The organism is Chitinophaga niabensis (assembly GCF_039545795.1).
In the GTDB taxonomy this organism is placed as follows: Bacteria; Bacteroidota; Bacteroidia; order Chitinophagales; family Chitinophagaceae; genus Chitinophaga; species Chitinophaga niabensis_B.
The window spans coordinates 1,413,453-1,437,482 of record NZ_CP154260.1 but is presented as its reverse complement, the minus strand read 5'-3'; the positions used below and the strand labels follow the sequence as shown (position 1 = coordinate 1,437,482).

Here is a 24,030-nt window from a genome sequence, read left to right as displayed (position 1 = left end):
GCCTCTATTTTGTAAGAAAACGCCCCTTCTTTCATCATTATTGTGCAGCAAAAAATATAGTTGGGAAACCGTGTTTTGGTAGCCCATACCCCCTATTTTTGGGCACATGAATACATACGTACTTAGTTTTCAGGAGATCGACAGATCAAAGCTTATGGTTGCCGGCGGTAAAGGCGCTAATCTGGGCGAATTATCAGGGATCAGTGGGATACAGGTACCAGATGGTTTTTGCGTAACCACTGAAGCGTATAAAAAAATAACCGGCCAGCTGAACAGCCTGCTGGATGAATTAACACCCCTCAAAGCAGAAGAAAGGGAAAAGATCCGCGGGATCAGTGCGAGGATCCGGATAGCCATCGAAGGCATCCCCATTCCTCAGGATATAGCAGAAGAGATAACCAGCTATCTCTCTGAAAAAGATGCCTATGCCGTTCGATCCAGCGCTACAGCGGAAGACCTGCCTGCAGCCTCCTTTGCAGGCCAGCAGGATACCTACCTGAACGTTATCGGAAAAGCGGCCATCCTGCAACATATCAGCAAATGCTGGGCATCGCTGTTTACTGAACGTGCCGTGACCTACCGTATTCAAAATGGTTTTGATCATCATAAAGTTCATCTGTCTGTAGTGGTGCAGAAGATGGTTTTCCCGCAGGCAGCAGGCATTCTGTTTACTGCGGATCCCATCACCGCCAACAGGAAAGTACTATCCATAGATGCCAGCTTCGGGCTTGGTGAGGCGCTGGTTTCCGGCCTGGTGAATGCTGATAATTATAAAGTGCGTGATGGTAAGATCATCGATAAGAAAGTATCTGCCAAGAAACTGGCTATCTACGCTGTAAAAGGCGGCGGCACAAAAGAGCAGGAGATCAGGCCTGAACAGCAGAACAGGCAAGCGCTCACAGATGAGCAGATCTTACAGCTTGCAAAGATGGGTAGAAAAATAGAAGCACACTTCGGCAATCCGCAGGATATTGAATGGTGTTTGGCGGATGATACATTTTATATTGTTCAAAGCAGGCCCATCACTACTTTATACCCCATCCCTGAAGCGAATGATCCCGAAAATCATGTTTACGTATCAGTTGGTCATAATCAAATGATGACGGATGCCATGAAGCCCCTGGGCTTATCTTTCTTCCTGATATGGACGCCTGCACCTATGCGCACAGCCGGCGGAAGATTGTTTGTTGATATCACAAAAATGCTGACTTCAGCTACCGGCAGGGAAACGATCTTAAATCATACCCTTGGGAAATCCGATCCGCTCACCAAAGATGCACTTACAACCATCGTAGAGCGGGACTTTATAAAATTACTACCGGAAACAGGCGAGGGTAAAATGCCGTTTGCTGCTTTACCGCCGCAACTCGAAAACGATCCCTCCATTGTTCATGACCTGATCAGGCGTAACCAGGAATCTGTACAAACATTAAAACAAAGTATTCATTCGAAATCAGGACCGGAGCTCTTTGATTTTATCCTGGAAGATATCCGTTTGCTGAAACTCAATGCTGATAAGCAAAGCATAGGGGTGATCATGACTGCCATGAATGCTTCAGCATGGATCAATGAAAAAATGAATGAATGGCTGGGTGAGAAAAACGCAGCAGACACGCTTGCTCAATCCGCACCCAATAATGTTACTTCGGAAATGGGATTGGCGTTGATGGATGTGGCAGATGTGATTCGCCCCTACCCTGCAGTAATCGATTATTTACAGCATGCGAAAGATGATGACTTTTTAGATGAGCTGGTTCAGTTGGAGGGTGGACAGGAAGTACAGGATGCCATCCATGCTTTCCTGAACAAATACGGTATGCGTTGTGCCGGGGAGATCGATATCACTAAAACCCGCTGGAGCGAAAAGCCATCTATCCTTGTGCCCATGATCCTCAGTAATATCAAAAACTTTGAACCAGGTGCCAGTCGTAAGAAGTTTGAGCTGGGGCTGCAGGAAGCGTTGAAAAAAGAACAGGAGTTATTAGAGCGCTTGCAACAATTACCGGATGGTGAACAAAAGGCCGCAGAAACAAAACAAAAGATAGACCAGATCCGGCATTTCAGTGGTTACCGGGAATATCCAAAATATGGCATCGTTAACCGCTACTTCATTTACAAACAGGCCTTACTGAAAGAAGCGGAACGGCTTGTGCAAGCCGGAGTTATCCATGAAAAGGAAGATATCTATTATCTCAATTTTGAAGAACTCCTCGAAGTTGTACGCAGCCATAAAGCCGACTACCCACTCATCAACAAACGAAAAGAAGCACACAAAGTATATGAAAAACTAACTCCGCCACGTGTTATTACCTCTGATGGTGAGATCATCACAGGCAAGTATAACCTGGAAAATCTTCCGGCCGGTGCTATTGCAGGCCTGGCTGTTTCTTCCGGTATTATAGAGGGAAGAGCACGGGTGATCTTAAACATGGAAGATGCAGACCTGGAAGAGGGAGATATATTAGTCACCACATTTACTGACCCCAGCTGGACACCCTTGTTTGTATCCATAAAAGGCCTGATCACCGAAGTTGGCGGGCTGATGACCCATGGGGCAGTGATCTGCCGTGAATATGGTTTACCGGCAGTTGTTGGTGTGGAGAATGCAACCAAACTGATCAAAGACGGACAGCGGATCCGCGTGAATGGCACAGATGGATATATAGAAATATTATAAAGTAATGCCCTTGAGAAAAACAAAAAACTCCCGGAATAAAATTTTAGGTTTACAGCCACGAGAAGTAATCTTTTATTGGAGAACAAGGGCATACATAACGACAATGAACTGTTATCGGGAATAGCGGAAGGAAACATTGAGGCCTTCCGGCAATTCTTTGCCAATATGTATCCGGCGCTTTTTTCCCTCACACAACGCCTGGTTGCCGATGAGGAAGTAGCCAAAGACATTGTTTCCGACATCTTCCTGCAGGTCTGGGAAACCAGGTCCACACTCTCTGCAGTGGAGAACATCAGGGCATACCTGTATGTAGCCACCCGCAACCGCACCCTTAAATACCTGAAAAAAGAAAAACCTTCCGGCAGCACCATTAACGACCAATGGGAAAAAGCCGATCCTGACATTTTCCTGCATGCGCTCTACGATACAGAGACCATACGTGTTTTACATGAAGCCATCCAAACCCTGCCTGAAGAATGTAAGAAAGTGATCTTACTGGGGCTGGAGGGGCATGGCACCAACGATATCAGCCGCCTGCTGGAGATCTCCGCATCTGCAGTCAGCAATCAAAAATCAAGGGCTATCAGGTTATTGCGGGAAAAACTGCCGCCTGAGCTATTCCTCCTATGCATTTACCTGTTCTCAGAACAGTAAAACCCCGCCTTTAAAAAATATTTTCGGCGCGAGGTGAAATTTATCCCTGCTCCGTACTCTATTATACAAAACCAGTAATCCGCTCTATGCAAGAAGAGAACGGCCATATTACAGAAGAAGAGATCAGCAGTTTATTAAAGGCTGCCGGGCTTACCGCCTGGAGCCAGCTGGACCAGCTGTCCCTGGCTCAGCAGCAGGAGCTGAAAAACTGGCTGCAACAACATCCCCGGCATCTGCAATGGTGGACGGAGCTGACGCGTGCAGGCCGTCTCCCGGAACTTGCCGCGAATTATCAATCCCTTCAATCCCTCGCAGCCAGCGAGTTTGAAAAATTCGACCGGGCCTACCTGACACAGCCTGTTCCCGGAGAAGCAACAGTTGAGGAGCTTCTTCCCACGGAAACACCTGTACGCCGTATCTCCATCTTCCGCCGCTGGAGCTGGGTAGCAGCATCTGTTATCCTGCTACTGGGAGTGGGTACTTACCTCTGGCAAACCAATAAAACAACCGCCCCGACCATAGCCATAACAGATATCTCCCCCGGCAGCGATGGCGCGGTACTCACCCTTGCCAATGGCAAACAGGTGGTGCTGGATAGCCTGCAAAACGGGCTTGTTGCTGTTCAGCAGGGAGCAGAGGCCATGATCAGAAATGGAGAGCTGATATATGATGCCAGCGGAGCTGCTTCTGGAGAAGTCATGTACAATACCATGCGCACGCCTAAAGGCCGGCAATTCAGATTACAGCTGCCGGATGGCACACGGGTATGGCTCAACGCAGCCAGTTCCATACGTTACCCTACTGCATTCACGGGAGACGAAAGAAGAGTAGAGATCACCGGCGAAGCCTATTTTGAAGTAGCAAAAACCTTCTCTGCAGGCGGCCGGGAAGGTGTTATCCCATTCAGGGTGAACGTACGCAACAAAGCCGAGGTAGAGGTATTGGGCACGCATTTCAATATCAATGCGTATGAAAATGAGAAAAACATTCAAACCACATTGCTGGAAGGAAGTGTAAGGGTGATGCAGGCAAGCGGTGCACTTATTCTGAAACCCGGCCAACAGGCCCTCATTTCACCCATAAGAGAAAAAATACAGCTTGTTGATCAGGCAGATACAGATAAAGTAATGGCCTGGAAGAACGGCCTGTTCTATTTTGAAGGATTAACATTGGAAGAAGCCATGCGCCAACTGGAACGCTGGTACGATATAGAAGTGATCTATGAAGGAGCCGCACCCAATATCCGGTTCGGCGGAAAAATGAGGCGGGATATAACCCTGGGCGGGTTACTTCAGCTGCTCTCGGATTCGCAACTGAAGTTCAGGCTGGAAGAGGGCCGCCGATTGATAGTACTACCGTAACATAACTATGCCAATATAACTAATCAACCAAAGAACGTTTTCCGGCGTGAACGGAACTGAATTATCATTTTAATTGCTACCGGGGTCTCCTGTAAAAAGCAAACCGGAAGTGGGCAAACACTTCCGGCGATGTTCGGGTCGATCCAAAAAGTCTGAAACCATTTTTATCAAACCAAACTACTGCAAAAGTATGCAAAAAACTGCTTTCCGGAACCCCGCCGGTCCGCCCGGCCTATTTCCGGCCTTAACGCTGAGAATTATGAAATTGCAAACAGTCTTCTTCTTTGTGGCCTGCATGAGTGTTTCCGCCAAGCCTGCTGCCCAGACTATCACACTTTCCGGCAAGGACCTGCCCATGAAGCAGATCTTTTCTTCTATTGAAAAGCAAACCGACTTTGTTGTTTTTTTCAATGCCAGTTTCCTGGATGTTTCCAGGCCGGTTTCTCTCAACGTTTCCTCCATGCAGCTGCGGGATTTTCTTTTTCTCGTAGAACAAAACCAACCATTCTTTTTCCGGATAGAAGGCAAAACTATCTCACTTGTTCCTAAAGCTGCTCCCCCACCCGGTACAGGCACTGATCCCGGCCCGCCTGCTCCTGTTGACCTCATCCTCCGCGTCCTGGATGAAGCAGGCAGCCCCCTCCCGGGTGCCAGCGTGAAGGTTAAGGGCACTAAAACGGGCACCACTACAGATGCTGAAGGATTTGCGATATTGAAAGGAGTAGAAAATGAAAAGGTGATACTGGAAGTAAGCTATATCGGTTATCAAACCAAGGAGGTAAAATTCCCGGAAGGCCAGCGGCAATTTTTTGTAGGTCTTGCCGTAGCGGTGAATGTATTAGATGAAGAAGTGGTACAGGCTTATGGTAAAACCAGCCAGCGCCTTGCTGTGGGTAACATCGTGAAGATATCAGGTGAAGAGATCCGGAAGCAGCCTGTGATGAATCCCCTGCTGGCGTTGAACGGAAGAGTACCGGGCGTACTAATAACTCCCACCAGCGGATATCTCAGCGCACCGGTGAAAGTGGAAGTGAGAGGGCGGAATACTATTAATGAAACCCTGGTAGCCGATCCGCTCTATGTGATAGACGGCGTTCCACTTACGATACTGGATATCAATACATCTTTCAATTCCAGCAATTATCAAAATGGCTCTACCGGTTTCTTCCAGGCAGGTCTTTTCTCCAACACACAAGGACAAAGCCCCTTATTCAGTATCAACCCGGCAGATATTGAAAGCATCTCCGTACTGAAGGATGCTGCTGCCACAGCCATCTACGGTTCCAGGGGTGCCAACGGGGTAATCATCATCACCACCAACAGGACCAAACCCGGTAAAACCAGGCTCAATGTGGATGTGCAACGGTCAGTAAGTGCTGCGCCCAAACACTGGGACATGCTGAACACCTCACAATATCTTCAGATGCGCCGGGAAGCCCTGAAAAACGGTGGACTCCCCATTAACCTCGCCAATATGCCTGAGCTGGGCTGGGATACCACCCGCTCTACTGACTGGCAGGATGTGTTCTGGGGATTGGCAAAAAGTACAGAAGCATCAGTAGGCTTATCAGGCGGAGACCGTAACACTGCATTTAATTTAGGTGCAGGTTATAACGAGAGCCAGGATATCACTACACTTAGCGGAAAAAACCTACGGATCAATATATCCTCCAACGTTACACATCACAGCCCCAACCAGAAATTAACGATCGATCTCAGAACATTATACAGCTATACTTATGTGAAAGCCATTACCAGTCCCAGCCTGGTAACACTGCCTCCCAATGCGGCGCCGATCTTTGATAAAAAGGGAGCATTGAACTATGCGGATTGGACGGCAGTGGGATTAACTTACCCTTTCGCCCAGGTACTGCAGCCTTCTACGAACAGCAACAATTTCCTCAATGCAGGTTTAAGGATCAATTATCACCTGGTAAAGGAATTAAACCTGAGTATCAACGCAGGTTATAGTAATGCACAAAGCAACAGCACCTGGTTCAATCCGATAGCTGCACAAAATCCCCTTTTCAATCCTACAGGGGCTGCCAGTTTCGGTAATTCAACGATCAACAACTGGAATATTGAGCCGCAGCTGAACTATGCAGTGCATGTTGGCGGAGGTATGCTGGATGTAATGGCCGGCGGTACTTATCAGAGTTCTGGCAGCAAAGGGATCAATATGACCGGTTACGGGTATACCAATGATGCGCTGCTGAAATCTATTTCCAATGCACCTTTTGTAAGCTCAGGCCAGCAGCTGGCCGAGAAAAAGTATGTCAGTGTACACGGTCGTATTAACTATAACTGGCAGAACAGGTACATCCTTGAGCTCACAGGTAACCGGGATGGCTCTTCCAATTTCGGGCCCGGTAAACAGTTCGGTAATTTCTGGTCCGCCGGTGGGGCATGGATCGCCTCTGAGGAAACATGGGCCAAAAACCTGCTGCCTTCCTGGTGGAGTTTCCTGAAACTGAATGCGAGTTATGGCGTAACCGGCCTTGATGCAGGAGGCGCCTATAAATACCTCTCGCAGTGGAGCGCTCCCAAGTATACCGGCTACGACCTGGGCAACTATAATGGTGTAGCGGCAATGATCTCCCAGCAGGCGGTAAATGCAGACTATCAATGGCAGGAGAACCGGAAAATAAATGCGGACCTTTCCATGGGCTTCCTGAAAGACCAGATCACGCTGACCGTTTCATGGTACCGCAACCGCTGTGATAACCAGCTCACAACAATACCACTCCCTTCATACACCGGCTTCACCAGCGTGCTGGGCAACTCGCCTGCCAATGTGGAGAACAGCGGATGGGAAGGAAATCTGAATGCAAATATCATCGCGACCAAAGCTTTATCCTGGACAGTGGGATTCAATATTGGCATCAATCGTAACAGGCTATTGTCTTATCCTGATTTTGAATACTCTTCTTTTTACACCAGGAAGAAAATAGGTGCATCCCTGAATACGGAATACCTGCTTGGTTACCTGGGCGTCAATCCTCAGAACGGCAGGCATAGCTATGCTGATTATAATCATGATGGCATTATTACCCAAAATTCAGGAGTTCCTCCCGGCACACTGAATGACGATAAATACGTTGCAGTGGATGTTACGCCCAGATACAGCGGGGGAATATCCAACCAGCTATCCTATAAAAACCTTATGCTGAGTGTGTTCTTTAACTTCAAAAAGCAATTGCGGCAGTTGCCTTTTACTGGCTTTGCAGGAGGCATGGGCAATATACCGCTGGAAGTTTACAACAACCACTGGCAAAAGCCGGGTGACCAGACCATCTACCCCCGCTTTACCACACTCTCTACACTAAGCGATGCACGCTTTGCCGGTTCAGACGGTTCATATGTTGACGGCTCATTTGTACGTTTATCCAGCCTGGCCCTCTCCTATTCCCTGCCTAAAAAGCTTTGTCAAAAGATGTACATGCAGGGCGTGAACTTATCGCTCAATATGGGGAATGTATTTACGATCACCAGTTACAAAGGCATTGATCCGGAAATAACATTCGGAACACTGCCCCTGCCAAGAACGATTGCCGGGAGGGTTTCATTCAATTTCTAATTTTTTCACTATGCTCAAACTTTCAAGAATAATAGTACCTGCATTTTTCCTGATGTCATGTACAAAAATGATAGAGGTACCTCAGCCTATCAATAGCATTACCACTGTTGAAATGTTCAAGACCAATAACCAGGCGAATACTGCCATGGCTGGTGTGTACACCCAGCTGGTCAACGGGGCACTGTCTTTCAGTAATGGTTATACTACGATCCTTGGCGGGATGTCTGCCGATGAGATCAGTTATTATGGAACCGGGGATGCGCATATGCTCAGCTTTACGCCTAACCAGCTATTGTTCAATAACAGTTATACCAGCCAGGTATGGACGAGCGCCTACAATGTGATCTATGATGCCAATGCAGTGCTCGAAGGAATTGCGGGGTCTGATTCCCCTGAGTTTTCGGACAGCCTCCGGACCAAGCTTACAGGGGAAGCTAAATTCGTGCGGGCCTTCTGTTTTTTTTATCTCACCAACCTTTTTGGGGACGTACCGCTTGTGCTAACCATAGACTTCAATAAAACCCGGTACATGACCAAAACTCCGGCCACTGAAGTATACCGGCAAATAATACAGGACCTGAAAGATGCATATGACATGGTAGGCGTCAATTATCCGAGCCCAGGTGCAGAGCCAGAAAGAATTGTTCCCAATAAAGCAGTGGTTGCAGCTATGCTGGCAAGGACCTACCTCTATACCAAAGACTACACCAATGCCGCCGCGCAGGCTACTGCCATTATTGATAACGTTTCCAGGTATAAACTGGAAACCGATCCTAACAAGGTATTTGCTCCCGCCAGCAAGGAAGCCATCTGGCAGTTAAAGCAAAACACAACTGCTGTTAATTTCCTGAATGCTACCGGTGAGGGACATACGATGATTCCCAGTCCTCTGGCTACCGGCATAGCCAATTACAGTCTTACCGCTTCCCTGCTGAGTGCTTTTGAGCCGGGAGACATTCGCAAAACTGCCTGGACAGGCGTTACTAACTACAATGGTACACCACTCACTTATGCTTATAAATACAAACTTGGCAAACATAACGCTGTAAGCGGTGCAGCCTCTTCTGAATACTACATGGTATTCCGCCTCGCGGAAATGTACCTGATACGTGCAGAAGCTGCAGTCAATGGCGCACCCGGAGGTCTTTCGGCCGCTATTACTGACCTGAATGCGATCCGCCTCCGTGCCAAACTGCAGCCATTATCCGCTTCCTTAAATGAAGAGCAGGTGAAGGCGGCTATTGCGCAGGAAAGGCGCACAGAACTGTTTGTAGAATGGGGGCATCGCTGGCTGGACCTGAAACGCACCGGCCAGGCAAATGCAGTGCTTTCTGCTGTGCTTGCAAAGCAGCCATGGGCAGGTGACTACCAGTTGCTTTATCCTGTTCCGCCACTTGAAATAGACGTAAATCCCCGCATTAAGCAAAATGATGGTTATTAAGCAGATCAAATAATTCATACAATATGAAACATACATTTTTCAGACAGCTGCCGGTATGGGTACTTGCATGTAGCCTGCTGGCCTGTAAAAAACAAACCGTCTCTCCTACCGCCTCTCTGAACCTGATCAATGCCGTACCGGGCAGCACACCATCGCTGGTGACCAATTTCGGTGGCACCACGCCCATCGTGTGGTACAAGACTGCATTAAAACTTGTATATGGCACGTTTGATAAAGCCAGCCAGGCATTATCTCTCAGGGGGCCACAAAAACTGGCTGTCTATCTTTATCCCGATACCACTGCTCACAGTACCCCCCTGTTTAACCTGGACCTTCAGCTGAAGCCGGGAACCATCAATACCCTGTTCCTCACCGGCACCAAAACGGCGCCGGACACTTTGCTGACTACGGATGTTATTCCCTATTATCCTGCATCAGACAGCAGCTTAGGGATAAGGTTCGTGAACCTTTCCACTGGTAGTGCGCCGGTAAGCGTTAACATTACCGGTCTTGCAAATGGCTCGGAAGCGGCGGGTATTTCCTACAAGGCCATTACCGGCTTTAAGAAATACCCGGCTCCTGCCGGCCTGAGCCAATACAATTTCGAGTTCAGGAATGCAGCCACCGGCGAACTATTGGGCAGTTATGTGCTGACGGGTGTGAACTCAACCTTTGCCAACACTGCAAAGCGGTACCGGAACTTTACACTGGCCTTTATGGGTTTGCCTGCGGACCGCACCACCTGGAAGATAATGCTGATAGAAGCTTATTCATATAACTAAACATACCATGCCTCACATATTAAAGGTGGAGAAGCTCTCCCACAAGTACAACAGCAACTGGGCTATACGCGATATCAATATTGAAATAAACGGTAACGGCGCCGTGGGCCTCTTAGGCTCCAATGGCGCCGGCAAATCCACCACCATGAACATCATGTGTGGCGTATTGAATCAAACAGAAGGATATGTGTATATCAACGGGCAGGACATCGGGAAAGAACCGGAACTGGCCAAGCGGGAGATCGGCTTCCTTCCGCAACAACCGCCTTTGTATCCGGACCTTTCCATTGATGAATACCTGACCTATTCCGCAGAGTTGCGGATGATACCAAAGCATAAGATCAAAGGAGCGGTAAGAGATGTGAAAGAACGTTGCGGCATTGCGCATTTCAGCAACAGGCTGATCCGCAATCTCTCCGGTGGTTACAAACAACGGGTAGGCATTGCCCAATCCATTATTCATCAACCAAAACTGGTAGTGATGGATGAACCTACCAATGGACTGGACCCTAATCAACTGATAGAAGTGAGAAAGCTGATCAAAGAGATTGCACAGGACCATGTGGTACTGATATCTTCTCATATCTTATCAGAGATACACCTGATGTGTAAAGATGTGATCATGATCGAAGGCGGAAGGATCGTTTTTTCAGATTCCATGAATGCCTTCAATGATTACATACAGCCGCACAGTTTAGTGATCCGTATGGAACAGCCACCCACGGCAGCGGAACTGCTAACGATAAAAGGTGTTACGAAAGCGGACTTCCTGACGGACCGGCAAGCCCGCATCTATTTTGACGGCGATGAAGAGGTAGCAGAAAGGATCATTGCCGCCAGCATGCAACAGGGCTGGAAACTCCGCGAACTCACGCTCGACAAAGGCCTTCTTGATGACATCTTTAAACAATTATCCATCCAGCCGAACTCATAAACTGTAATTGATGAAAATGATCTATAAAATTGCGAAGACAGAACTTCGTAATCTCTTCTATTCTCCCGTAGCATGGTTCCTGGCTGTTGCGTTCTTTGTGCAATGCGCTTATTTCTATACAGACACTTTATACGGCACCGCCAAACTGCAGGACCTGCTGCTGAGAAATCATCCAAAGTTCAAAGACTTTGGTCCGGTTTCACAGACCCTGAAGATCTTCCTGAGCCCGAACGGCATCTTCAGCAGCGCACTGCAAAATCTCTACCTGTTTGTTCCATTGCTCTCTATGGGATTGATCAACCGGGAGATCAGCAATGGTACTATCAAACTGCTTTATTCTTCTCCCGTTAAGCTGCGGCAGATCGTATTAGGGAAATACCTTGCCATCATGATCTACAACCTGTTGTTGCTTTCGATCATAGGTGTATTTATGATATCAGGGGCATTCAATATCCAATCGGTTGACTATGGCATGTTGTTATCTGCCTCACTTGGTTTTTACCTGCTTGTTTGCGCCTATTCGTCTATCGGCTTGTTTATGTCCAGCCTCACCACTTACCAGATCGTTTCCGCTATCGGCAGCTTTATTATTATTTTCATCCTGAGCCGCATTGGCAGCTTATGGCAGAAGATCGATCTTGTGAGGGACCTCACGTACTTCCTTTCCTTATCAGGGCGAACTGGAAAAATGCTGCAGGGATTGATCACCACGAAAGATGTTATTTATTTCATCCTCATCGTATATATGTTCCTGGCATTTACCCTGCTCAAGCTCAGGGCAGCACGCCAGTCAAAGCCATGGTATATAAGAGCAGGAGGTTATGCGCTGGTGATATTATCTGTATTACTGGCAGGATATGTGAGTTCACGCCCCACCCTTACAGGTTACTGGGATACCACTGCTGCGCAAACCAATACCATTCATCCACGGACACAGGAGGTGATCAAAGAACTGGGCAAAGATCCATTGGAGGTAACGCTGTACACCAATATACTCGGCGGCGGCGCTTACAGAGGCCTGCCGGAAAAACGCAATGAATACCTCTCTGAAGTATGGGACCAGTACCAGCGTTTCAAACCGGACATCCGCTTTAACTATGTATACTATTATGCTTACGACAGTATTATAGATGCTGGTTCTTTGCGCAGATCATTCCCCGGGAAAACCGTACAGCAGATGGCAGTGCAAATGATAGAAGGTTATGATGAAAAGGTATCGCGCTTTCAATCGCCGGACTCCATACGCAAAACGATCAACCTGTTGCCGGAAAATTACCGGTTGGTGATGCAGTTAAAATACAAGGGCAGAACCACCTTCCTGCGGACCTTTGACGACAACATCTTCTGGCCGATGGAAACACAGGTGGCTGCAGCCATTAAACGCCTGGTAAAGGCAAAGCTGCCCAGGGTTGCTTTCATCAGCGGCGACCTTGAACGCAGTATCTATAAAAAGGGAGAACGGGAATACCGGCTGCATGCACTGGCCTTGGAGAACCGCTTTTCATTGATCAATGTGGGCTTTAATGCAGATACTATTTCACTGAACACTGCCAGTATTCCTCCGGATGTCACCACACTTGTGCTGGCAGATCCAAGGATGGAACTCAGCGAAACCGCGCTGGGCAAGATCAGGCGTTATATAGACAATGGCGGCAATATGCTGATACTGGGCGAACCAGGTAAACAATATGTACTGAACCCGCTATTGCAGCAACTGGGTGTGCAACTGATGAACGGCACGCTGATAGAGCCCAGCAAAGATGAGATGCCCCATATGACACAACCTTATATCACAGGGACCACCTTAAATCTTGCGGAAGAAGGCGCGCTGCTGGAGATAAAGAAATATGGAGACACGGGCAAGATACTCATGCCCGGCGCAACCGGTATTTCCACATCAGCACAGGCTCCTTTTAAAGCAACGCCTTTATTACTGTCCACTGAACAAACCTGGCTGAAAGCAGGTACCCTGGTAACAGATTCCGCAGCGCCGGTATTCAGCCCGCTGGAAGGAGATCTCAAAGGCAGTTTCCCTACAGCTATGGCACTCACCAGGCAGATCAATAACCGGCAGCAGCGCATCGTTGTTTGCAGTGATGCTGATTTCATGAGCAATCTCAGGAATGGCGGCAGTTTCATGAGCAGGGCATTTTACAGCTGGATGAACTATGGCAGTTTCCCGATCTATGCACCACGCCCGGACGTGAAAGACAATAAAGTGAGCATCAGCCCCAATGGCGTAAGCATGCTGAAGATCATATACATCTGGATACTGCCGGCCCTCATATTGCTGACAGGCTCCATATTATTAATCAGGCGTAAAAGAGCATAAAATGGCCTTTCATACAGACGAGCAAACGATCACCGATCTGGGGATATTCGAAAAACGCGGCAACAACGGCATTTATGATCTGTATAACCGTACACATACCAGGGGTGGTGAACTGATCCTGAAAGAAATGTTCCTCGCCCCGCTGTCTGACACGGAAGCGATCAGCCGGCGCAGTAGTATCATCAAAAGTTTTGCCCGGTTAAAAAAGGCCTTTCCGTTCAGTTCAGCTTTATTCGATATAACGGAGAAGTACATAAAGGACCCGGATCATGCGAAGTTGAATGACAAAGAGATCCAGCAGGGCGTATCATCTGTGATCTCGCTGATCCTGCAGACGCGGGAATTTACAGGATCAACGGAAGTAAAGAACATCGCTGCCTATGCAGAAGAACTGGCTGAGATCACATCGCTGGTGAATGCTCCTGCATTGGAACCCACATTACGCGAAAAGGAAAATGCGCGTTTATCCTTTGCTGCCGTTGCAGCCTATGATAATCTTTTCAGGGTACGTGAACGCGACAGGATAGCGCAATTGCTCCGGCATATTTATTACCTGGATGTGTATCTCTCTGTTGCAGGCATCGCTGCAGAAAGGCAATTCGTTTTTCCTTTGGCCCGTGAAAAAGGGCAATGCATACTGAAGCTGGAAGGCGTGTACCATCCTTCTTTACAGCATCCGGTTGGCAATAACGTATCCATGAGCCCTGCTGAACATGTTATTTTTCTTACCGGTGCTAATATGGCGGGGAAGTCCACTTTCCTGCGTTCCGTGAGCACCGCTTTATACGTGGCTCATGTAGGATTCCCGGTGGCAGCAGCTTCCATGGAGTTCTCCGTAATGGACGGCATGTATACGACCATTAACCTGCCGGATAATTTAGGTATAGGGGCCAGTCATTTTTATGCAGAAGTGCTGCGCGTAAAAAAAGTGGCCACAGAATTAAACCGGGGCAAAGCCTTGTTCATTGTATTTGATGAACTGTTCAGGGGAACGAATGTAAAAGATGCCCATGAAGCTACCGTAGCCATTACCAGCGCTTTTAGCAGGAAGAAGACCAGCATGTTCATTATCTCCTCGCACATCGTTGAAGCCGGCGAAGATCTGAAACAGCAAAACACTATCGGCTTCCTTTACCTTCCTACACGTATGAACGGCCATACACCCGAATACACCTACACTTTAGAAAGGGGCATTACAGACGACCGGCACGGGATGATCATTATCAGGAACGAGAACATCCTGGAAACATTGAAGAATGGGCACAGACCCGGAAAAATATCACAAGCATGAACTTTAGCATAGATGCACAAACACTGGAAGAACTAAACCTGCTGGGAAAATTCCGGCACGGTTCAGTTTACAGCATGTTCAACCAGGTTAAAACACGCGGTGGTGAACAGCTGCTGGATAACATGTTCCGTACACCACTGACCAATGCCGTTGCTATCGTTGAACGCAGCAGCATTTTCCGGTTCTTCCAGCAGGCAGATACCGTATTCCCTTTCGATGCAAAAGAGATCAGTACCATGCGGGAATACCTGGATGCGGATTCCGGGAGCAATGTGCTCATTACACTCGCAGGAACCCTTGTTAAAAAATGGCTGGCCGCTTTAACCCGGAATGATCAATACAAAAAGATCGTGCAGGGATTACAGGCAACGATCGTTACCCTGAACAAATGTTATGCCTTCCTGGATACGATCCACTCCCCTACAGGCCCTTATGCGGACCGCATAAGCACCATCCGGGAGCTGTTATCCGATAAACGGCTGGAAAAACTCAGTCATACGGATATCTATAAAGCACTGCCGTTTAAAACCATTGCATCCTATGATCATGTTTTAAAAGGGGAACTGCGTGAACAGATGGAAGCGGTCCTTGCGTTCATTTATGAAGTGGATGTGAACATAGCTGTGAGTAATGTGGCACGTGCAAGAGGTTTTGTGTATGCCCGCGCATGGCCGGCGGAAAAGAACATCCTCTCTGCTACGGGCCTGTATCATCCCGCGATAAAAAATGCAGTAGGCAACGATCTGTCTATGAACGGGGACAGCAATGTGCTGTTCCTCACCGGCGCTAACATGGCCGGTAAATCCACCTGGATGAAATCCCTTGGCATAGCCATGTACCTCGCGCACATAGGCTTTCCCGTAGCAGCAACAGGCATGGATTTTTCTGTGCGGGAAGGGCTTTACTCCTCTATCAATGTTGCGGATAATATCAGCCTGGGATACAGTCATTTTTATGCGGAAGTGATGCGGGTAAAGCAGGCTGCAGATGCTACAGCCAGCGGTAAAAGGCTCATGCTGATGTTTGATGAACTGTTCAAGGGAACGAACGTGAAAGATGCCTATGACGGTACGCTGGCTGTAACAGAAGCATTTGCCGGATACAGGGAATGCCTCTTCATTATTTCAACACATATTATCGAAGTAGCGGAAGCATTGAAAAGCCACGATAACATCCATTTTGTGTACATGCCTACCGTGATGGACGGTGTCCATCCCCGTTATACCTACCAGCTGCAGAAAGGTGTTACCGCAGACCGGCAGGGCATGATGATCATCCGCAACGAAGGAATACTGGAATTGATCGAAGGATAAAGCAATTAACAAAGGAGCAGGTTATATGATGCCTTCTCTTTTGTTTTTAATTATGACGTTTTAAACAAAACGATTTGACGCTTTAAACAAAGCGACTCCGTTTTACTGTCTGTAGTTTTGTCTTATAAAAATAAATAAGATGGAAACTAAAGACAACTACAACGGAGCATTGCAAACGCCTGTCAACTCTGGGTTTAACGCCAGCTCTACAACACATGATGTGATAAAAGGTGTAAATCTTACCGGTAAAACTATTATTGTTACCGGTGGTTATGCAGGGATAGGACTGGAAACAGTGAAGGCTTTTATAGCTGTGGGCGCAAAAGTGATCGTACCTGCCCGTGATATTAATAAGGCAGCAAATAATCTTAAAGGTATTCCCAATGTAACAGTTGAAGCAATGGACCTAATGGATCCTGCTTCCATTAATGCTTTCGCAGCGAAGTTCCTTGCTGAACATGGCACCCTGCATATACTCGTAAACAATGCAGGCATCATGTGGGTACCACTGCAACGTGATCAGCGCGGGTATGAATCACAGCTTGCCACCAATCACTTAGGGCATTTTCAATTAACCGCTAAACTCTGGCCTGCATTGAAGAAAGCCAAAGGTGCACGTGTGATCAATGTATCTTCCTTCGGTCACCAGATGGCGCCTTTTAACTTTGATGATCCCAACTTCTTAAACAGGGAGTATGAAACATTGCAGGGATATGGCCAGTCTAAAACAGCCAACAATCTCTTTGCAGTGGAACTGGACCACCGTGGCAAAACATTTGGTGTACGGGCCTTCTCTCTGCACCCGGGCTCAGTGAATGGTACTGATCTGGGGCGTGTTGCACCCATGAGCTTATTCCAGCAAATGGGTACCCACGATGCAAACGGGAACATCTACCCGGAAGTAGCTGCCACACTCAAAACTGTTGAACAGGGAGCAGCCACTTCAGTATGGTGCGCTACCAGCAGCCAGTTAAATGGCATCGGCGGGGTGTATTGTGAGAATGCGGATGTAGCAGAACTGGATGAAGGGAATATTGAACATAACTATAGTGATCCTTCTTCTTTGAGAGGTGTTAAGCCTTATGCGGTGGATGCAACGCTCGCTCAAAAGTTATGGACATTAAGCGAAGAAATGACCGGCATTCAATTCAAACTCTAAGATAATAAGCCAGCTGTATTAAAACAGCTGGCTATTTTGTAAATTCGGCAACATGGAATTCGAAACAAAATACATTACACCTGATATCAAACTCTCTGAATTCAGCGGCAATATTTTCAGAACGGAAGTAGTGTTTGAGCATCATATGCTGGTGTGGTTTATTTCCGGTGAAACAAAGATCATACAGGCAGATGCCACTTATACTTTCAATGCAGGCGATATCTTTCTTATTCCCCGCAATCAGCTGGCTACGGTGATCAATTACCCCAAGAACGGAAAACCGCATAAAGCGGTGGCCATGCATCTTACCAAAGAAAGGCTAAAAGATTTCTATGCCAGGCATACGAGTTCCGGCAAAATGCAGACCTTTCAAAAGGTCTACCGCTTCCGGAAACATCCCCTGCTGGAAAGCTGCCTGGCCTCACTGATCCCCTACTTTGACCTGGGAGAAGACCTGCCGCCCAATATCGCCGATATTAAAATTGAAGAAGCCATCAGCATCTTAAGGTCTATTGATAAAGGCGTGGATGGTTTGCTGGCAGACTTTGATGATCCGGGCAAAATAGACCTGACAGACTTTATGGAACGTCATTATATGTTCAATATGACGATGGATAAGTTCGGATACCTTACCGGCCGCAGCCTGGCCACCTTCAGGCGGGATTTTAAAAAGACCTTTAATACCACGCCCCAAAAATGGCTGACGGAAAAACGATTGGGGCTGGCGCATTACCAGATAGCGGAGAAACACCGGAAACCAATTGACGTTTATTTTGAGGTGGGTTTTGAGAACCTCTCCCATTTTTCCTATGCATTTAAAAACCAATACGGTTACCCGCCCAACGCCCTGTTCGACAAAAAGAGGCCCCCGGAATAGGTTTTTTGTTTGTAATTTGCGGGCCGGATACACCAAACGATCGGGGAATGCATTTATTCAAATGAGGGGATAACGAATTTTGCCTGCTAATTCATCATACGAGGACAATGAACTGCTGACGCGCATAGCTGAAGGTGATGCTGCCATATACCCCTATTTGCATGACACTTATTATAATTCTCTCGTTTATTTTTCCCTCAGTATCATACAAAACCTGCAACAAGCCGAGGATATTGCCATAGATTCCCTGGTAAAGCTCTGGCAGATCCCCACCCGCTTTGAAAGCACCGGTAAACTCAGGGGTTACCTTTTCACCCTGGTAAGGAATGCCAGCCTGAATTACCTGAAGCACCTGCAGGTGCGGGAAAAAACAGAACAGGCGCTGTTACTGGATACCCCCAGGCTGGAAACCCTGGTGGTGGAGTCAGACATTATGCACCTTGTTTACCAGGAAGTGGCTCTCCTGCCTGAATCCTACCGCCAGATAGTGGAATTATTATATATAGAAGATCTTTCTTCTGCAGAAGCGGCAGACCAGTTAGGTATTAGTATGGACAACCTCCGGCAGCGAAAAGGCCGTGCCCTGAAAGAGCTGAAAAGTGCCTTGTTACGGAAAGGTCTCAGCGAACACATCTTCTCCATGTTATTTTTTTAAAAAATCTGTCACGCTTCCTTCTCTTCAGTTGTTCTACTGAAAATAACTGGCATGGCTAAGGAGGATTCTCCCATCATTAACACGGAATTACTGGATCCGGTAGCACCCCTGCTGCAAAAGCTGCTCATCGGGGAAACGCTGTCCGGAGAAGAACTGGCGTTGCTGGAAGCGTGGAAAGACCGGTCAGAAGAGAATAAGGCGCTTTTTGAACGCCTGGGAAACCCTGCTGCTGTACAGGAAATGCTTAAAACATGGCATGGGATAGAAAAGAACCGGGAGTTAAATAAACAACGCGCCATGAACAGGATCAGTGAACTGGTTAGTACACCTACCCCTGCTGTTCACCAGGTCCATTTCCTGAGGCGAAGGCCTTTCCGTTATGCGGCGGCAGTATTGCTGCTGCTAAGCGCAGGTACTTATTTCTGGGCTATTAATAATAAAGGAACAGATCAGCCACCGGCCTCCGCCACCGCTGTAATAGAACCAGGCCGTGAAGGTGCAATCCTGACGCTGGCTGACGGATCCAAGGTGGTACTGGATAGTTTGGGTAATGGTGTTGTAGCCAACCAGAGCGGTGTACAGGTAGTACTGCAGAACGGCCAGCTGGCCTATGACGGTTCCTCCAGGGAAACGGCCTTTAATACCATTACTACGCCTAAAGGGCGCCAGTTCAGATTACAATTACCAGATGGCAGCAAGGTATGGCTTAACGCAGCCAGTGCTATAAAATACCCTACTGCATTCACGGGCAGGGAACGCCTGGTGGAACTGGAAGGAGAAGCTTATTTCGAAGTAGCGAAAAATGCAGCGATGCCTTTTAAGATCACAGCGAGGGATGCAACAGTGGAAGTATTGGGCACCAGTTTTAACGTAAACGCCTACCGCAATGAATCTGTTATCAGAACTACGCTGCTGGACGGCGCAGTAAAACTGAGCGCATACCAGCAGTCACAAACACTTAAACCCGGGCAGCAGGCCCTGGCAAAACCTGCCAGGGAGCAGCTGGAAGTGGTGAACGATGCTGATCTTGATAAAGTAATGGCATGGAAGAACGGGCTGTTCAATTTTGAGGATGCCAGCCTGGAAGAAGTAATGCGGCAGCTGGAACGCTGGTATGATATAGAAGTAACTTATGCAAAGGGGATACCTCCTATCCGTTTCGGAGGAGAGATAAACAGACAGAATACATTACAGGATGTTTTACAGATCCTGGAAAAGTCCAACGTGCATTTCCGTTTTGAGGAAAGCCGCAAACTGGTTGTAATACCATAATATTTCACACTATACCAAAATATCATAGATGAGTCCATGACAGACAACCAGCGGGGATAGCCAATAAAAAACCGAAGGTGCTACCAACACCTCCGGCGGACGGTTGGGCCGATCCCTATAAACAATTTTCCGTGGGAGGAATTACCGATTATTTTATCAACCCTAACCAGATGTAATTTATGGATTTTACAGCTTATCCCAAGCCGTATGTTACGGCTGTGCCATGCGAACAACAACCGGCACACAGGGAATCAACCAAACCGCTGCTGGCGATGGTCCGGAGCAAAACGCGGAGCCATCGGGCCAGTACAGCATCAATTGTTCTAGCGATGAAAATGACAATTGTACTATTAACTGTTGCGCTAATTCATGTTCAGGCCGCTGTTGTTGGACAGGCGGTAACACTATCGGGCAGGAATATACCCGTTAAAAAGATCCTCCAGTCTATTAAGCAGCAAACAGGGTATGTTACTTTTTACAACCAGGAAATGCTGGCGGATGCAAAGCCCGTTTCACTGGAAGTAAACGGCCTTCCTTTAAATGATGTGCTGAACATTATAGCAAAGGACCAGCCTTTCCTGTTCGAGGTCAAAGCAAGCACAAAAACGATCGTGCTGGCGCCAAAGCCAGTGGCGGTTATGCATTTGGGTACGCCCACTCCCCTTTCGGCAGCCTTCTTTCAGCCCGTTTCCGGAGCCATAAGAGACAGCCTGAGCAATGATCCGCTGCCCGGAGCTACTGTAAGGGTTTCAGGTACACAACAGGTAGCTACTACAGACAATGCAGGGCAGTTTAAGGTGAACGCCAACGTGGGTGATGTACTCATCATCAGTTATGTGGGTTACAGAACTGTTACCTACAAGATCAGGGACATCAGCAAACCGATCAGTATTACCCTGGCACCAGCCATTTCCACTATCAGCAATGTGGTAGTAACGGGGATCTTTAATAAAAACAAAGAAAGTTATACCGGCGCTGTGAAAGTGATCACGGCAAAAGAGATCCAGCAATTCCAGGGCCGTAATATCTTTGTTACACTGGGTAATATCGATCCCTCTTTCTACATTGTTCCCAATAATACTTTAGGCTCAAATCCCAACCGTATACCGGATATACAACTCCGCGGTACCCGGAACCTTCCCAATGTAGACCAGATCAACCAGCTCGGAGAGGCCGCTGCTGCCGCGCTTAACCAGCCGCTTGTAGTGATAGACGGGTTTCAATCCACTATGGAAAGGTTGCTGGACTTTAATACCAATGAGATAGAATCCGTTACGTTACTGAAAGATGGCGGGGCTACTTCCCTGTATGGTTCTCAGGGTGCAAATGGTGTAATTGTTGTGACCACCAAACAACCAGTGGGCGGAAAGTTAAGATTCACTTACAGAGCAGGTATGAACCTGAGCCTGCCGGACCTCGGCAGCTACCACTTGCTGAACGCCGCGGAAAAACTGGAGCTGGAACGCATCTCCGGTTATTTCAGCAATCCTACCAAAACACCTCAGTCCAATATTGCCATGGAGCAATATTATAATCAGCTGCTTGGTCTGGTGCAAAGCGGCGTAAATACGGACTGGATGTCCAAACCTTTACGCACAGGAAAAGATCAGAACCATTCTATCAGGCTGGAAGGTGGAGACAACGCATTCAGGTATTCCCTGCAGGGCCAGTATAACAAGATAAACGGTGTGATGAAAGGTTCAGGCCGTGAAACCGTGAATGGTACCGTAGATATCTCCTACCGCCTGAACAGGCTCAACTTCCGTAACAATCTTACTGTGGGCAGTGCAAAGGCAGAAGAATCTCCCTGGGGATCATTCGGCGACTACGTACAACTAAATCCTTACTGGAGCCCTTACGATGCTAACGGAAAAATTGTACAGACTTTCAGCCCTTACCTCAAGGACTACTGGGATCAAAGCCAAAGGTATACCATGCCATATGCTAACCCCATGTACGATGCCACACTGAATACTTTCGACAAAAATGCCTATACCAATATCACCAATAACTTCCAGGTTCAGTGGATGCCTGTTGATCACGTGTCGCTCAGCGGCTTTTTAGGGATCAGCAGCAAACAATCCTCCTCAGACAGATTCAGACCGGCATCGCACTCCGCGTTTTCACAGTATAAAGAAGAGGATCTGATCAGGAAAGGAAGTTATGATTATAACAGTGGAAAGAATTTCAACTATACTGCAAGGCTGCAGGCGGGCTATTACAATACTTTCAATAATCTGCACGCTTTAAGTGTGGATGTAAACCTGGAAGTGGCCGAAAACAAGGGCACCACTTACATGTTCAGTGCGGAAGGTTTCCCGGATGAAAGCATTGATTTTATTGGCGAAGCGCTGCAGTATAAGCCAAACAGTTCTCCTGACGGATCAGAAGCCACTACACGCAGAGTGGGGCTGGCGAGCATGCTTACTTATACTTACGACAAACGTTACACAGCAGAATTGAACTACCGTGTTGACGGCGCATCCCAGTTTGGAACAGATAAACGTTTTGCACCTTTCTGGTCTGCCGGCGCGGGCTGGAACCTCCATAATGAAGCCATTATCATAGACAACCTCCCCTTTATCAATCGCCTGAAGCTGCGGGGTACTTTTGGTGTAACAGGTAATCAGAATTTTAATGCCTACCAGCCACTGGCTACTTACGGTTATATTACGAACGACCGTTACAAGAACTGGATAGGTGCTGTTCAGAAAGCACTTGGTAACCCGGACCTGCAATGGCAGAAAACGGATAAATATGACCTGGGTATTGAAGTTGAATTATTTAACCACCGTGTAGAACTCCAGGCTGATTATTATAAAGAACATACTTCTAACCTGCTTTCTTCCCTGGAACTCCCTTATTCCAATGGTTTTACAGACTATATTGAAAATATTGGCGAACTGGAGCAGAAAGGTTTTGAGATAATGGCCAGGGTAACCCTGATCCAGAATAATGCACGCCGGATCTATTGGTCTGTTACAGGTAATATCGCCTACAACCAGGATAAGATCGTAAAACTATCCGAGGCTATGAAAGCCGCGAATGATAAACTTGCTACCCAGCCGGACTATTTAAATAACACGCCCAACAGGATCATCCGTGAAGGCGCTTCTCAGAATACTATTTATGCAGTGCCTTCACTGGGCATAGACCCGAGCACCGGTAAAGAAGTATTCTTAAAGAAAGATGGCGGGGTCACTTATTCCTGGGATCCTAAAGACCGGATAGCTGTTGGTTTATCTCAACCGAAATACCGTGGTAATTTCAGCACCCTGTTCCGTTATGGCGGTTTCAACTTCAACACTTCTTTCGGTTACCGTTTTGGCGGACAGTTGTATAATGAAACGCTGATAGACAAAATAGAAAATGCCAACAGGTTTTTAAACGTAGATGCACGGGTGTATTATGACCGCTGGAAAAAACCGGGAGACATTGTTACGTTCCGCGGGATCAATGAAACCATACGCATCAATCCTTCCTCCCGCTTTGTGCAGAATGAGTCAACGCTTACCTGCCAGAATGTGAACATCACTTATGATGTTCAGAACAGGGAACTGCTGAGGCGTTTGCGTATGCAGGCATTGTCTGTAGGCGCTAATACCGGGGAGCTGTTCTATATCTCCAGCGTGAAGCAGGAACGTGGTACAGACTATCCATTCACCCGGCAGGTTAGCTTTAGCTTGTTTGCCACTTTTTAATCTG

General features: G+C 47.5%; 15 protein-coding genes. All 15 read left to right on the top strand.

What is annotated here, in order from left to right; all coding sequences use genetic code 11:
- Positions 1 to 106: 106 nt before the first annotated feature.
- Positions 107 to 2,677 carry a phosphoenolpyruvate synthase gene (gene ppsA, locus AAHN97_RS06000; RefSeq protein ID WP_343306650.1) on the top strand — a complete coding sequence of 857 codons (2,571 nt, stop codon included), beginning with the start codon at positions 107 to 109 and terminating at the stop codon, positions 2,675 to 2,677.
- A gap of 75 nt (positions 2,678 to 2,752) precedes the next feature.
- Positions 2,753 to 3,331: an RNA polymerase sigma factor gene (locus AAHN97_RS05995; protein WP_343306649.1), complete on the top strand. Its 579-nt coding sequence runs from the start codon at positions 2,753 to 2,755 to the stop codon at positions 3,329 to 3,331.
- An 86-nt stretch (positions 3,332 to 3,417) separates the two neighbouring features.
- Positions 3,418 to 4,692 (top strand): FecR family protein, encoded by a 1,275-nt coding sequence (locus tag AAHN97_RS05990; protein WP_343306648.1) that lies wholly within the window; start codon positions 3,418 to 3,420, stop codon positions 4,690 to 4,692.
- Between the two features lie 259 nt (positions 4,693 to 4,951).
- The gene (locus AAHN97_RS05985) at positions 4,952 to 8,269 is read left to right on the top strand and encodes a SusC/RagA family TonB-linked outer membrane protein (RefSeq protein ID WP_343306647.1); all 3,318 of its coding nucleotides are present in this window, start codon (positions 4,952 to 4,954) and stop codon (positions 8,267 to 8,269) included.
- A 10-nt stretch (positions 8,270 to 8,279) separates the two neighbouring features.
- The gene (locus AAHN97_RS05980) at positions 8,280 to 9,710 is read left to right on the top strand and encodes a RagB/SusD family nutrient uptake outer membrane protein (protein ID WP_343306646.1); all 1,431 of its coding nucleotides are present in this window, start codon (positions 8,280 to 8,282) and stop codon (positions 9,708 to 9,710) included.
- A 23-nt stretch (positions 9,711 to 9,733) separates the two neighbouring features.
- Positions 9,734 to 10,492 (top strand): hypothetical protein, encoded by a 759-nt coding sequence (locus AAHN97_RS05975; protein WP_343306645.1) that lies wholly within the window; start codon positions 9,734 to 9,736, stop codon positions 10,490 to 10,492.
- 7 nt (positions 10,493 to 10,499) lie between these two features.
- A complete protein-coding gene (locus tag AAHN97_RS05970; protein WP_343306644.1) occupies positions 10,500 to 11,426 on the top strand; it encodes an ABC transporter ATP-binding protein in 927 nt (308 codons plus the stop codon).
- Positions 11,427 to 11,436: 10 nt separating this feature from the next.
- Positions 11,437 to 13,758: a Gldg family protein gene (locus tag AAHN97_RS05965; RefSeq protein WP_343306643.1), complete on the top strand. Its 2,322-nt coding sequence runs from the start codon at positions 11,437 to 11,439 to the stop codon at positions 13,756 to 13,758.
- A 1-nt stretch (position 13,759) separates the two neighbouring features.
- Positions 13,760 to 15,049 carry a MutS-related protein gene (locus AAHN97_RS05960; protein WP_343306642.1) on the top strand — a complete coding sequence of 430 codons (1,290 nt, stop codon included), beginning with the start codon at positions 13,760 to 13,762 and terminating at the stop codon, positions 15,047 to 15,049.
- The gene (locus tag AAHN97_RS05955) at positions 15,046 to 16,362 is read left to right on the top strand and encodes a MutS-related protein (RefSeq protein ID WP_343306641.1); all 1,317 of its coding nucleotides are present in this window, start codon (positions 15,046 to 15,048) and stop codon (positions 16,360 to 16,362) included. Before AAHN97_RS05960 ends, AAHN97_RS05955 begins: the two co-directional genes overlap by 4 nt.
- A 139-nt stretch (positions 16,363 to 16,501) precedes the next feature.
- Positions 16,502 to 17,521, top strand: a complete 1,020-nt coding sequence (locus AAHN97_RS05950) for an SDR family NAD(P)-dependent oxidoreductase (RefSeq protein WP_343306640.1) — start codon at positions 16,502 to 16,504, stop codon at positions 17,519 to 17,521.
- A 52-nt stretch (positions 17,522 to 17,573) separates the two neighbouring features.
- Positions 17,574 to 18,398, top strand: coding sequence for an AraC family transcriptional regulator (locus AAHN97_RS05945; protein ID WP_343306639.1), 825 nt, complete (start codon positions 17,574 to 17,576; stop codon positions 18,396 to 18,398).
- Positions 18,399 to 18,477: 79 nt separating this feature from the next.
- Positions 18,478 to 19,053 (top strand): RNA polymerase sigma factor, encoded by a 576-nt coding sequence (locus tag AAHN97_RS05940; protein ID WP_343306638.1) that lies wholly within the window; start codon positions 18,478 to 18,480, stop codon positions 19,051 to 19,053.
- A gap of 51 nt (positions 19,054 to 19,104) precedes the next feature.
- A complete protein-coding gene (locus AAHN97_RS05935; protein WP_343306637.1) occupies positions 19,105 to 20,325 on the top strand; it encodes a FecR family protein in 1,221 nt (406 codons plus the stop codon).
- A 329-nt stretch (positions 20,326 to 20,654) separates the two neighbouring features.
- Positions 20,655 to 24,026: a SusC/RagA family TonB-linked outer membrane protein gene (locus tag AAHN97_RS05930; protein WP_343306636.1), complete on the top strand. Its 3,372-nt coding sequence runs from the start codon at positions 20,655 to 20,657 to the stop codon at positions 24,024 to 24,026.
- Positions 24,027 to 24,030 lie beyond the last annotated feature (4 nt).

What these genes read in the sequence shown, in the direction of transcription:
- AAHN97_RS05985 (WP_343306647.1), top strand. Translation starts at nt 4,952, where the DNA reads ATGAAATTGCAAACAGTCTTCTTCTTTGTGGCCTGCATGAGTGTTTCC.
- AAHN97_RS05930 (WP_343306636.1), top strand. Translation starts at nt 20,655, where the DNA reads ATGAAAATGACAATTGTACTATTAACTGTTGCGCTAATTCATGTTCAG.
- AAHN97_RS05950 (WP_343306640.1), top strand. Translation starts at nt 16,502, where the DNA reads ATGGAAACTAAAGACAACTACAACGGAGCATTGCAAACGCCTGTCAAC.
- ppsA (WP_343306650.1), top strand. Translation starts at nt 107, where the DNA reads ATGAATACATACGTACTTAGTTTTCAGGAGATCGACAGATCAAAGCTT.
- AAHN97_RS05970 (WP_343306644.1), top strand. Translation starts at nt 10,500, where the DNA reads ATGCCTCACATATTAAAGGTGGAGAAGCTCTCCCACAAGTACAACAGC.
- AAHN97_RS05945 (WP_343306639.1), top strand. Translation starts at nt 17,574, where the DNA reads ATGGAATTCGAAACAAAATACATTACACCTGATATCAAACTCTCTGAA.
- AAHN97_RS05990 (WP_343306648.1), top strand. Translation starts at nt 3,418, where the DNA reads ATGCAAGAAGAGAACGGCCATATTACAGAAGAAGAGATCAGCAGTTTA.
- AAHN97_RS05955 (WP_343306641.1), top strand. Translation starts at nt 15,046, where the DNA reads ATGAACTTTAGCATAGATGCACAAACACTGGAAGAACTAAACCTGCTG.
- AAHN97_RS05935 (WP_343306637.1), top strand. Translation starts at nt 19,105, where the DNA reads ATGGCTAAGGAGGATTCTCCCATCATTAACACGGAATTACTGGATCCG.
- AAHN97_RS05960 (WP_343306642.1), top strand. Translation starts at nt 13,760, where the DNA reads ATGGCCTTTCATACAGACGAGCAAACGATCACCGATCTGGGGATATTC.
- AAHN97_RS05965 (WP_343306643.1), top strand. Translation starts at nt 11,437, where the DNA reads ATGAAAATGATCTATAAAATTGCGAAGACAGAACTTCGTAATCTCTTC.
- AAHN97_RS05975 (WP_343306645.1), top strand. Translation starts at nt 9,734, where the DNA reads ATGAAACATACATTTTTCAGACAGCTGCCGGTATGGGTACTTGCATGT.
- AAHN97_RS05980 (WP_343306646.1), top strand. Translation starts at nt 8,280, where the DNA reads ATGCTCAAACTTTCAAGAATAATAGTACCTGCATTTTTCCTGATGTCA.